This is a genomic window from Nocardiopsis exhalans, from assembly GCF_024134545.1.
Taxonomy (GTDB): domain Bacteria; phylum Actinomycetota; class Actinomycetes; order Streptosporangiales; family Streptosporangiaceae; genus Nocardiopsis; species Nocardiopsis exhalans.
Window position 1 is genome coordinate 4,481,860 of sequence record NZ_CP099837.1, and the last position, 12,004, is coordinate 4,493,863.

Here is a 12,004-nt window from a genome sequence, read left to right on the forward strand (position 1 = left end):
CCCACCTGCGCAGGGACCCGCCCGGACACGGGCCCGACCGCGCACAGGCCTGATCGCACACGGACCAGACCATACGTAGAACCGACCGCATGAAGGACGGACCGTGTGCAGGGCCGACCAGACGCAGGGAAGCGTCAACCGAAATCAGGGTTCGGTGAGAGGAGGTACGGGCTCAGCCCGCGATGGCGAAGGGGCCGACCGAGGGGACCGGGACCTTGCTGGCGGCCTCGCGGATCGCGGTGAGCAGGGGCTCGGGGGTGGCCCCGGCCCGGGAGAGGACGACGATGTGACGGCGAGCGGTCTCGCGTACCCCGCGTACGACGATCTGCGGGTGGTTGAGCCCGGTCCAGGCCAGGCGCGGCATCAGGGCGACTCCCAGCCCCGCCTGGACCATGGAGAACACGGCGCTGAAGTCGTCGACGGTGTGCACGACCCTCGGCTGGAACCCCGCCTGGTTGGCGGCGGCGGTCACGCACGCGTGCCAGGCGGTGCCGGGCGCGGACATGATCCAGTCCTCCTCGGCCAGGTCGTCGGCCAGATGGAGGCTGGTGCGGGTGGCCAGGGGGTGCTGGTAGGGCAGGATCGCGTCGAAGAGCTCGACCATGACCGGGTCGCTGCGGAAGTCCGGGTCACCCGCGGCCGGGAGGTGGCTGCTGGACATGGTGACGGCCACGTCCAGGCGGCCGGAGCGCACCATCTCGGCGCTGTCCTCGGGCTCGGCCTGCACGACCTCGAAGTTCCACCCGGGGTGGCTGCCGCGCAGGCGGGCCAGGGCAGGGGCGACCAGGTCGCTGATGCCGGTGGAGAAGGAGCCCACCCGGACGACCCCGCGGTCGCCGTCGGCGTACTCGGCCAGGTCGGCGGTGGCGCGCTCCATCTCCGCGAAGATGACGTGCGCGCGCTTGAGCAGGACCCGGGCGGCACCGGTGAGCAGGAAACGACGGCCTTGGCGTTCGACGAGGGGAACCCCGGCCTCCTTGGCCAGGGCGGCGAGCTGTTGGGAGACCGCCGACGGGGTGACGTTGAGCGCCTCCGCCGTGGCTGCCACCGTGCGGTGGTGGTCAAGGGCTTGAAGGAGCTGCAACCGCCGAACGTCGATCATGTCCTCCAATTTATGACAGAGCGGCCAGGTTTCGACGGAGTTTCGGACAGATAACCCACTCTCAGGAGGTGATTCCGTACACACCGTCCACCCCTCCTCCGCCACCCTCACCGCGAAGTCCACAAGAGAAAGATTCAATATTCTTTCTCTCTAGTGATGTCGCGTGCGCTTTTTCTTCGTGTCGCACCTGTTCCGACCGATACCGGCACGTACAGTCAGACCCAGCAGCTCAACCACGGGGACGCAGAATGCGGCCCCCAGGGGATCAGCACCCAATGCTGGTGGAACGGGTGAGAAGAACATGCAAACTTCGCTGATGACCAAACCTCGTTCGACGAACGTCGGCGTCCTTGGCTTCCGCTACCTCGGAGCACACGAGGTGGAGGAGCTCGCCGACCTGTGGGGTGCCCTGCACCAGCAGCACACGGTGACCGCCCCGCACCTCGAGGACATCATCAGCGCGGTGGGCCTGGACGAGTCCTGGCGGCGCCGTCGCGCCCAGTACCTGAACTGGCTGCGCGACCCCGACACCATGGCGATCCTCGCCGAGCACGAAGGCGATCTGGCCGGGTACGCGATGGTCACCATCCGTGAGAACGCCCAGGGCAGCTGGGACCGCGGTGAGCGGGTCGCCGTCGTGCAGACCTTCGCCATCGACCCCGAGTACACCGGTGCCGGCGTCGGCTCCAAGCTCCTGGAGGAGGTGCGCCGCCAGCTCGCCGCCATGGGCATCCGGGACATCGAGTTCTCCGCGCTGGCCACCGCCTCGGAGGACATCAGCTTCCTGGAGCAGGAGGGCTTCCGCCCCTTCGTCACCACGATGGTCTGCCGCGTGGACGGCTTCGGCGCCCACGACTGACCACTCCCCCGGGCGTTTCCCGGCGTACCGGTGACCAGTGTCCGGTGACGCCGCCCAGAACGAGCCCCCGCCCGGTCATACCCACGTCCCGCGCGGGGGCTTCTCCGTACCCGGGCAGAGACGGCCCCGCGCGACACACCCGCTCCGCGCGGCTCGGCAAGGCCCAGGCCCGAAGCGCTACGCTCGGCCCGTGGCCTCCTCCGACTCCAGCACCTGCATCTTCCCCGGCTGTACCCGCCCGGTCCCTCGCGGCTCCTCCCCCGGACGGCCGCCGCAATACTGCGACCTGCCCGAACACACCCGGTGGCGGGCGTGGAAGGAACGCCAGCGCCTGGCCCAGGAGGCGGAGAACGCGGAGGAGGCGGTCCGCTCCGAACAGGAGGAGGGCACCGCCGCCAAGCCCACCCGGGGCGCCGAGCCCGTCACCGCGGCCCGGCTGCGCGCCGACGACCTCCTGACCCGCTTCGCCGTGCAGGCCGAACAGCTCGGCGCGACCCTGGACTCGGCCACCCAGGCCTTCGCCACCATGTCCGACCCGGCCGCCGCCGAGGCACAGGTCGAGGCGGCCCGGCTGGCCGCCGCCCGCCAGGTGTCGGAGGCCGATTCCGCCCGGTTGGAGGCGGAGAACCGGCGCCGCGAGGCCGAGGCGGCCCGGCGTTCCGCGGAGGAGACCACGGCCGCCGCGGTGAGCGCCACCCAGGACGCCGAGCGCATGGCCGAGGAGGCCCTGAGCCGCCGGGACGCCGCCGAGGCCGAGCGCGACAGGCAGACCGAACTGGCCCGCACCGCCACCGCGGAACGCGACGCGGCCGTGGCAGAGGCCAACTCCGGGCTGGCCGCCGCAGAACACCGGATCGCCGAGACCACCGAGCGCGCCCGCGCCGAACTGGAACACGAGCGCGCCGAGGCCGCCCGGATCCTGGAGCGCGCCCGGACCGAGGCCGAGCGCCTACGCGCGGAAGCGGCCGAGCAGTCCCGCCGCCGGGACGAGGCGGAGCTGGCCGAACGCGGTGCCCTGGCCCGGGCCGAGCGCGCCGAGGAGCAGGCCGCCCGCGACGCCCAGGTCCTGGCGCAGGAGCGCACCCGGTTCGGTGCCGAACTGGAACGCGCCCACCAGCGGTTGGAGTCCGACCGTGCCGCCGCCGAGGCCGAGCGCGCCCGCCTGACCGCCGAGCTGGACCGGCTGACGGCCGACCGCGAACGTCTGACCGCCGAACTGGACACCCAGCGTCGTAACGCCGAACTCACGCTCACCGAGGCCCGCGAGGCCGCCGCCGCACGCCTTTCGGTGGTCGAGGAGGCCCGTGACCGTGCCCTGGAGCGCGCCGAGCGGGCCGAGACCGAGCTGGAGCGTGCGAGCGGAGACCGTGCGGAAGTCGTCGCCAAAAGCTCCTGAGTCTGCACACCCGCGACCTACGTGCCCTTTCGTCCCGGTATTTCGGCTTAGGATGGCCTCGTGCGAGATCTGGGAACCACTGGTGAGACCGGTCCGATGAACCTGGGCGGGGACGACGCCGCCAAGGCCCCGGAGCGCGTCACAGTGGGTGAGCGGCCGCGACCACGCGTCGACCTCAAAGCGGTGTTCGGCCTGGAGGCGGGCCCCTGGGCCTGGACCACCGCTGTGCAGGCGACCATCGCGATGACGGTCTCCTTCGCCCTCGCCTCGCTGATCTTCGGCCCCCAGATCGGCACCCTCGCCGCCCTGGGCTCCATGACCGTCCTGTACGAGAAGAAGACCCCCTACGCCTACCGCGCCGCCGCCCTGGGCCTGGTGGGGCTGGGCTTCGTCGCGGCGGTGACCCTCAACTCACTCGCGGCCTCGCTCTCGCCGTGGGCGGCGGTGGTCTCCATCGGCCTGACCGCCGGGACCGCCACCTGGGTGTGTGCTGCCTGGCGGGTGGACAAGCCCGGCACGATGTTCTTCGTCCTGGTCGCCACCATCTCCACGATCGCCCCCGGCGGACTGGCCGAGGTGCCGCTGCACGCGCTGGTCGCCGCGTTGGGCGCGGCCGTGGGCTGGGCGGTGTCGATGTCGGGCGCCCCGCTGCGCGCCCGACACCCCGAGTACCAGGCGGTGGCCGGGGCCTACCGGGCGCTGGCCACACTGCTGCGATCGGTCGGTACACCCGAGCTCGACCACGCACAGCACTCGGCTTCGGTGGCCCTGGCCGAGGCCTGGCGGATCGTGCTGCTCGGCCAGACCCGCGGTTACCGCACCACCCCCGAGGCGGCCCGGCTGCGCGCCCTGCTGCGCTGGGTCTCCGACATCCACCTGGCCGCGACCCAGGTGTGCATGGCCCGGCCCACCACGCTGCCCGAGGAGGCCGCGGAGTTCGCCGACCAGATGGCGCTGGCCGTCGCCGACCCGGGCAGCGCGCCCGACCCGGACTCCCTGGACGAGCTGCGCCGGGGCATGCGGCCGCGCTCGCTGGAGGCGCGCCTGTACAACCTGCTCTCGAGGGCCGCCCAGGCCGCCCGCCGCGGCCACGACGAGGAGGAAGAGGACGACAAGCGCACCGCCAACCTGCACGACGACCGCTACCCCGCCCTGTGGAGCTCGCTGCGCTCCAGCCTGACCAGCGGCGATTCCCTGATCCGCCCGACCGCGCTGCGCATGTGGCTGACGGTGACCCTCGCGGGCGCGTTCGGACTGTCGATGGGCCTGGACCACTACTACTGGGTGGCCCTGACGACCACCGCGGTCCTGCAGGGCGGCAACGTGGTGCTGACCATGAACCGCTCGGTGCAGCGTTCGCTGGGCACCCTGCTCGGTGTGCTGGGCGGGGTCGCGCTGCTCACGCTCGACCTTCCGCTGGCCGCGGTGATCCTCCTGGCCGGGCTGTTCCAGGGCGCCACCCAGCTGGTCGTGGGCCGCAACTTCTTCTACGGCTCGGTGCTGCTCACCCCGATGGCGCTGATGCTGTCCTACACCGCCAACCCCTACCCCGTGGCCGAACTGGCCGGGTCCAGGATCATCGACACCCTCGTGGGTTCGGCCTTCGGCATGCTGGGCGCGCTGCTGCTGTGGCGCAAGGCCTCGGCGGCCCGCCTACCCCAGGCCATCTCGGGCGTCCTGGAGAGCACCCGCCAGTGCATGATGGCCGTGCTGGACCAGGACGTGGAGATCACCGAGAAGCGCCGCTACCAGCTGCGCCGGGACATGCGGGCCGCCCTGGTGAACCTGCGCGGTGTGTACGAGAGCGCCATCGGCGACGTACCCCGTGCCGCCTCCACCCGCCCGCTGTGGCCGGTGGTGGTGGCCACCCAGCGCATCGGCTACCTGGCGCTGGCGGCACTGACCCAGGACCGCAGCCCGGACCACGCGGGCACGATCACCCTCCAACGGGTGGACCTGGCCTTCCACGAACTCATCGCCTCGATGGAGGAGCGCCGTACCCCGCGCCTGGGCGCCCTGCCGCGGCTGCCCGCCTACCCCCGGATCAACATGGAGCTGCGAGCGCTGGCCAACTCGATGACCAGCGCCGTCGCCCAGGACGAGCGTTCCGCCCAGCAGGAGGCCGAACGCCGCGCCCAACGCGAACGGCGCCGAGCCCAGAAGGACGTCGACGCCGACCTGTGATCCCCGGCCGGGTCAGTCGGTGAGGGCGAAGGCCCGCACGGGGAAGGCCGCCAGGCCGCGGACCTTGGCCGGGACCGCGTAGAAGGAGAAGCCGTCCGCGGGGAGTTGGTCGAGCAGGCACAGGTGCGTGACGATCGGGATACCCGCGGCGAGCAGGGCGGCCTGGGCGGGGCGAGCGCCCTCCGCGGCGGGTGAGGTGTCGTCGACGCTGACCGAGTCGATACCGACCAGGGTGGCCCCGGCCTCGACGAGGGCCTTGGCGGCGGTCTCGGTGATGTGGGGGTGGTCGAACTGCCCGTAGGCCTCGGTGCGCCAGTGGCGGTCCCAGCCGGTGCGCACCAGGACGGCGCGGCCGCGCAGGTCGACCCCGGCGAAGGCCTCGGGGCCGATCTGGCGGTCGCCGGTGGCGGTCACCACCACGCCTGGCAGGTCGGCCACACGTTCCAGGTCCAGGTCGGCCGGGTCGGCCCCGTCCCGGTAGCGGTGGGCGGGCATCTCGACGTAGGTTCCGGTCGCCCCGACCATCGTGACCCGGCCGCTGCTGTTCCCGTGTCCGGGTACACCTCCTGCGACGGTGGTGCTCTCCTCGATCACCGGTTCGGGCAGGCCCGGACAGGTGGTCATCCCGTCGGTGATCTGGTGGCTGACATCGACCAGTTTCGGCATGGCTGTCTTCCTCACTCGCATCCGGCTCAGGGAGTGTTCGGTGGACACCTACCCTGCTGCGCGTCGCTCCAGTGGCACTGGCGCACCGCTCGCGGACGGGCAGCATCCACCGAACACTCCCTGCCCCTGACCTGGATCAGAGGTCTAGACCATCACCCTAGCGCGTGTGGCGTAGGTCACGGCAGTGGTACGGGGTCCTGATCTTGGGGGACCTCGGCCCCGCGACCTCCTGCCGGACCCGGATAAGCTCTGGTGGCACGACCGGGACCCCCCGAACCCCCGCGTCGCGCCGGTGCACCCCGCACATCCCGCAGACCCCGCGCGAATCCGCCACCCACCGAGAAGGGGCGACTTCATAGTGTCACTGTACGGAGCGGCCAAGGCCGTCGTCGCACCCGCCAGCCGCGTGGTGTGGCCGCAGAAGGTGGAGGGCGCCCAGCACGTCCCCGATCAGGGTCCGGTGATCCTGGCCGCCAACCACCTGTCGATCATCGACCCCCTCTTCGTCGGGGTGGCCTGCCCCCGGCCGGTGCGCTTCATCGCCAAGAAGGAGCTCTTCGACGAGAGCACGTTCGCGAAGAGGATCGTGGCGCGGGCCCTGAAGGCGCTGGGCCCGGTCTCGGTGGACCGCCGACCGGGACAGAGCTCCCAGGAGGCGATGAACAACAGCCTGGACGTGATCAACGGCGGCGAGGTCTTCGGAATCTTCCCCGAGGGCACCCGCTCCCCCGACGGCCGCCTCTACAAGGGTCAGACCGGCCTGGCCTGGCTGGCACTGAGCACGGGAGCTCCGGTGGTGCCGGTCGCCCTCACCGGCACCCAGCGCATCCTGCCGCCCGGCCGCAAGATCCCCTCGTTCAACCGCGTGGGCGTGCGCTTCGGCGAGCCGGTGGACCTCTCCCCCTGGGAAGGCAGGGCGGACAAGGCCAAACCCCGGCGGGAGGCGACCGACGCCATCATGGACGCGATCGCCAAACTGTCCGGGCAGGAGCAGATCGCCAGATACGCCGCCTCGGTCAAGGCCGAGCTCGAGCAGTAGTGACTTTCCCCACAGCTGACTCGGGGCTGATTCGGCCCTGACGGGGCGTTGACCCCACACTGAAGGCCCTTTCAGCGAGTCCGAACCCGGCCTCCTGCCTGGATCGCGGCCCCCGAGCGGTGATCCGCAGACTTTTTGCCTCCCCGGCGGGGTGAGCAGAATTCCCTACCCTTATAGTGGGGTTTTCCGGTGGCCACATCGGTTATATTAGGCAAGCCTTACCTATGGCGTCCGACCCTGGCGCGAAGACTTGGAGCTGTGCGATGACGCGACCACTGCGAGTGGGAATCGTGGGTGCGGGCCCGGCGGGAATCTACGCCGCGGACCTGCTCACCAAGGACGAGACCCTGTCCGCGTGCGGCACGTCCGTCAGCATCGACATCCTCGACAAACTGCCCTCGCCCTACGGCCTGGTCCGCTACGGCGTAGCCCCCGACCACCCCCGGATCAAGCAGATCCAGGGTGCGCTGCACAAGATCCTCGACAAGCCGGAGATCACCTTCTACGGCAACATCGAGTACGGCGTGGACCTCAAGCTGGAGGACCTGCGCCGCCACTACGACGCGGTCATCTTCGCCACCGGCAGCGACCGCGACCGCCCGCTGGACATCCCCGGCGTCGACCTGCCCGGCAGCCACGGTGCCGCCGACTTCGTCTTCTGGTACGACTCCCACCCGGACGTCAACCCGTCCTGGCACGTGGACGGCACCAGCGTCGCCGTGATCGGCGCGGGCAACGTGGCCGTGGATGTCGCGCGCATCCTGGCCAAGGACGCCGACGACCTGCTGAACACCGACATCACCGACAACGTCTACGAGGGTCTGCGCGCCAAGCAGATCACCGACGTGCACGTGTTCGCACGCCGCGGCATCGCCCAGTGCAAGGCCACCCCGATGGAGCTGCGCGAGCTGGACAAGCAGCCCGGCGTCGAGGTCCTGGTCTACGCCGAGGACTTCGAGATGGACGAGGGCAGCCTCAAGGCCTGCGAGGAGTCCAATCAGGTCAAGACCAACGTCAAGGTCCTGCAGAACTGGGCGATCCGGGACGAGCGCGGCGCCGAGCGCCGCCTGCACCTGCACTTCCTGCACTCGCCCGTGGCACTCCTGGGTGAGGACAAGGTCACCGCGATCCGTACCGAGCGCATGGAGCTGACCGGCGACGGCAACGTCAAGGGCACCGGCGAGTTCGTCGAGACCGAGGTCCAGGCCGTCTACCGCGCCATCGGCTACCTGGGGTCGCCCCTGGCCGACCTGCCCTTCGACGAGGAGCGCGGTGTCGTCCCCAACTCCGGGGGCCGGGTCCTGGACCTGGACGAGGAGCACGTGGACGGCGTCTACGCCACCGGCTGGATCAAGCGCGGCCCGGTCGGCCTCATCGGCCACACCAAGGGCGACGCCCTGGAGACCGTGACCAACCTGGTCGCCGACCGCGACTCCTTCACCCCGGCTGTCGAGCCGGACCCGGTGGCCTTCCAGGCTCTGCTCACCGAGCGCGGTGTCCAGTACACCACCTGGGAGGGCTGGAAGCTGATCGAGGCCAAGGAGGAGGAGCTGGGCGCCGAACGCGGCCGCAAGCGCCTCAAGCTGCTCACCCGTGAGGAACAGACCAGCATCGCACGCCAGGCCTGACGGCCTCGTGTGAGCTTCCCGGCCGGTCCCGTACCCCTTTGCGGGACCGGCCCTTTGTCTTTCCCCGATTCGCGCTGTCTTGCACCGTGAGATTGCGCATGTGACTCTCTTATGGTTCGTGGAACAACTCCCCGGACGTATGGGTTAGAGTCACTGTTGGTCGGTGTGGTAGCAAGTGTCCCCCGGGCCTCAACTACTGCCTTCGCGGAATACCGCGTCCGGCACCCGCCCCAGGTGGGCGGGCAGACCGGGCGGCCAGGAGCCCCGTTGTGCCCCGCGCCGAGAGGCGACCGCCATGCCGACCATCATCCTCGTGCCCCGCTCCCACCGAGGTGGGAGCGGGGCATCGTGGTATCCCCAGGAAACGTAACGAAGGACGGTCAGGCGTGGACGAACGGTCCCCCCGGCAGCCGGATTCCTCCGGGCCGCCCGAGGATTCGGACGGTACACAGGCGCATCAGTCGCGCCCGGAGAACCCCTACCGAATCCCCCAGCGGCCTCCCGGGGCCCGCCCCACGGAGACCGGGAACTTCGGCTTCGACCGCCCCCGCCCGGCGGAGCCCGAAGCCCCTCCCGCGTCCGGGCCGAGCACACCCGCTGAAGAGCCCCGCGAGCCGTGGGGCACCCCGGTGGAGCCCAAACCCGCCCAGGAGAGCTGGAACGAACCGGCCCAGTCCCAGGGGTCCCAGTCCCAGGGGTCCCAGTCCCACGAGTCCTGGGGCACGCCGCCGGCGGCGGCGGAACCGGGGACTCCGCAGGAGCCCTGGGGTACCCCCGTCGAGCCCGAACCCGCCCAGGGGTCCTGGGGCACCCCGGTCGAGCCGCAAACCTCCCGCGAGCCTTGGGGAACCCCCGTGGAACCGCGCTCCGCCCAGGAGTCCTGGGGCACCCCGGTCGAGCCGCAGGCCTCCCCCGAGCCTTGGGGAACCCCCGTGGAACCGCGCTCCGCCCAGGAGTCCTGGGGGCAGCCCTCCGGGTCCCAGGAGAGCTGGAACGAACCGTCCGGGGCGCAGCCCTCACCGGAACAGTGGGGCACCCCCGTCGAGCCCAGGCCCGCCCAGGAGAGCTGGAACGACCCCGGCGCCGGGCAGCAGCAGGACTGGGCCCAGGCCGCTCGGGGCTACGGGCAGCACGGACACGAGGAGCAGGGGAACCAGAGCGCCGGGGCCTCCCCCGAGGCCTGGGAGACCCCGTACGGCGGTCAGCCCGCCTACGCGGGCGACACCCCCTACCCCGGTTCCGCTCCGGAGCCGCCCGCCGGGCCCGCCCCGGGGGAGGGTGAGAACCGCAGCGACAGCTACGAGTTCCTCTACAGCGGTCCGGGTGGCACGGCCTCCGGCGGCCGGGGCGGCCCCGGTGGCCCCCAGGGCCCGGACGACCCCTACGACGATGACTACGACGACTACGACCCCGGTCCGCCGCCGCCCCGGAAGAAGTCCCGCCGCGGGCTGATCATCGGTGTGGTCGCGACCGTGCTCGTGCTGGCACTGGCCGGCGGCGCCGCCGGGTGGTACGTGTACACGCTGCCCCAGCCGGAGGAGGCCACGGCCGAGTACAAGGCCGCCTGGGAGGACCAGGACTACGCGCGCCTGGCCGCGGTGACCACCGGTGGCGACGCCGAGCAGACCCTCGCCGGGATCGACGCCGGACTGGGCGTGGACGGGGTCGCGGTCGAGGTCGGCGCCCCCACCACGGAGGGCGGCACCGGCAGCGCCCCCTACGAGGTGACCGTGTCGCTGACCAACGCCGACGACTGGGGTTGGGAGGGTGAACTCCCGCTGGTGCGGGAGGACGGCGAGTGGCTGGTCGAGTTCTCGCCCGAGGTCGCCTACCCCGGACTCGGCGAGGGCCAGGTCCTGGCCCGTACCGCCGTATGGGGCGAGCGCGGCCAGATCCAGGCCGCCGACGGCACCCGCCTGGACAGCCCGGACATCTCCGGTTCCCTGCAGATGATCGTGGGTGAGCTGGGCGAGGCCGACGAGGACGACGTCGAGCGGCTCGGCCCGGCCTACAGCGTCGGCGACACCATCGGCAAGAGCGGGCTCCAGCGCAGCTACGAGGAGCACCTGGCCGGTGAGGCCGCGACCACCATCGTGATGGTGGACGCCGCGGAGGCCGAGGACCGCGACTCCCTGGAGGCCACCGAGGAGAACACCGTCGCGACCCTGGACGGGTCCGACGGCGAGCCGATCACCACCAGCATCGACATGACCGTCCAGAGCGCCGCGGCCAACGCCATCATCGACGCCGGCGACCCCGCCGGTCTGGTGGCGATCCGCCCCTCCACCGGTGAGGTCCTGGCGGTGGTGAACGTGCCAGGCGGGTTCAACCGGGCCTTCGAGGGCCAGTACGCGCCAGGTTCGTCCTTCAAGATCGTCACCTACAGCGCGCTGCTGGACAACGGCTTGTCCGCGGACGCCACCATGAACTGCCCCGAGGAGTACGATCCGGGCGGCTGGACGTTCGTCAACGCCGGTGGCGCCGAGCACGGTGAGCAGTCGGTGACCGAGGCGTTCGCGACCTCCTGCAACACCGCCCTGGTGCACGAGATCGGCCAGCGGTTGAGCGCGGACAGCCTCCAGGCGAGCGCCGAGCAGTTCGGCATGAACTCCCCTCTGGACCTCGGTGTGACCACGCTCGAACCGAGTTTCCCCGTCGCGGAGGGCGTCGTCATGATGGGCGCACAGGGCATCGGCCAAGGCCAGGTGCTCACCTCACCGCTGCACATGGCGACGGTGCCGTCGGCGATCGCCGACGGTTCCTGGCGCCACCCCGTACTGGTCACCGAACCCGCCAGGGAGGACCTGCCCGAGCCCAACCCCATCGCCAACGCGGAGGCCATCCGGCCTATGATGCGCGCCGTGATCACCGAAGGCACCGCCAAGGACGCCGGTTTCCAGGGCGAGGTGTACGGCAAGACGGGCAGTGCCGAGTTCGGCACCCCGGACGAGGACGACGAGCTGCCCACCCACGCCTGGATGGTCGGCTACAAGGGTGACGTCGCCTTCGCGATCGTGGTGGAGGGCGGAGGCGGCGGCGGGTCCGTGGCCGGTCCGCTGGCCGCCGATTTCACCAACGCCCTCTGAGGGACCGAAGAGGCGCTGAAGGCCCCGTCCAGAGCATCCGGGTG

The 12,004-nt window shown here is 71.3% G+C and carries 8 protein-coding genes; 6 read left to right on the forward strand and 2 right to left on the reverse strand.

The annotated features are described in order from the left end of the window. Nucleotides 1-172: 172 nt before the first annotated feature. The gene (locus NE857_RS19755) at nt 173-1,102 is read right to left on the reverse strand and encodes a LysR family transcriptional regulator (RefSeq protein WP_254417135.1); all 930 of its coding nucleotides are present in this window, start codon (nt 1,100-1,102) and stop codon (nt 173-175) included. Between the two features lie 316 nt (nt 1,103-1,418). Here NE857_RS19755 and NE857_RS19760 point away from each other — a divergent pair, with 316 nt between their 5' ends. The 3 genes from NE857_RS19760 (at nt 1,419) to NE857_RS19770 (ending at nt 5,541) form a co-directional block, all read left to right on the forward strand. After that, complete coding sequence (locus tag NE857_RS19760; protein ID WP_017581183.1) at nt 1,419-1,961, forward strand: GNAT family N-acetyltransferase; 543 nt, start codon at nt 1,419-1,421, stop codon at nt 1,959-1,961. A gap of 190 nt (nt 1,962-2,151) precedes the next feature. Further along, nucleotides 2,152-3,357: a coiled-coil domain-containing protein gene (locus NE857_RS19765; RefSeq protein WP_254417136.1), complete on the forward strand. Its 1,206-nt coding sequence runs from the start codon at nt 2,152-2,154 to the stop codon at nt 3,355-3,357. Between the two features lie 96 nt (nt 3,358-3,453). Next, a complete protein-coding gene (locus NE857_RS19770) occupies nt 3,454-5,541 on the forward strand; it encodes an FUSC family protein (RefSeq protein ID WP_254422037.1) in 2,088 nt (695 codons plus the stop codon). Between the two features lie 12 nt (nt 5,542-5,553). Here NE857_RS19770 and NE857_RS19775 read toward each other — a convergent pair whose 3' ends face one another. Then, nucleotides 5,554-6,207 carry a cyclase family protein gene (locus NE857_RS19775; RefSeq protein WP_254417137.1) on the reverse strand — a complete coding sequence of 218 codons (654 nt, stop codon included), beginning with the start codon at nt 6,205-6,207 and terminating at the stop codon, nt 5,554-5,556. 358 nt (nt 6,208-6,565) lie between these two features. Between NE857_RS19775 and NE857_RS19780 the strand changes: the two genes are divergently transcribed. The 3 genes from NE857_RS19780 (at nt 6,566) to NE857_RS19790 (ending at nt 11,960) form a co-directional block, all read left to right on the forward strand. Further along, nucleotides 6,566-7,246 (forward strand): lysophospholipid acyltransferase family protein, encoded by a 681-nt coding sequence (locus tag NE857_RS19780; RefSeq protein WP_254417138.1) that lies wholly within the window; start codon nt 6,566-6,568, stop codon nt 7,244-7,246. A 281-nt stretch (nt 7,247-7,527) separates the two neighbouring features. After that, nucleotides 7,528-8,874: an FAD-dependent oxidoreductase gene (locus tag NE857_RS19785; RefSeq protein ID WP_254422038.1), complete on the forward strand. Its 1,347-nt coding sequence runs from the start codon at nt 7,528-7,530 to the stop codon at nt 8,872-8,874. 386 nt (nt 8,875-9,260) lie between these two features. After that, nucleotides 9,261-11,960: a penicillin-binding transpeptidase domain-containing protein gene (locus NE857_RS19790; RefSeq protein WP_254417139.1), complete on the forward strand. Its 2,700-nt coding sequence runs from the start codon at nt 9,261-9,263 to the stop codon at nt 11,958-11,960. Nucleotides 11,961-12,004: the final 44 nt, after the last annotated feature.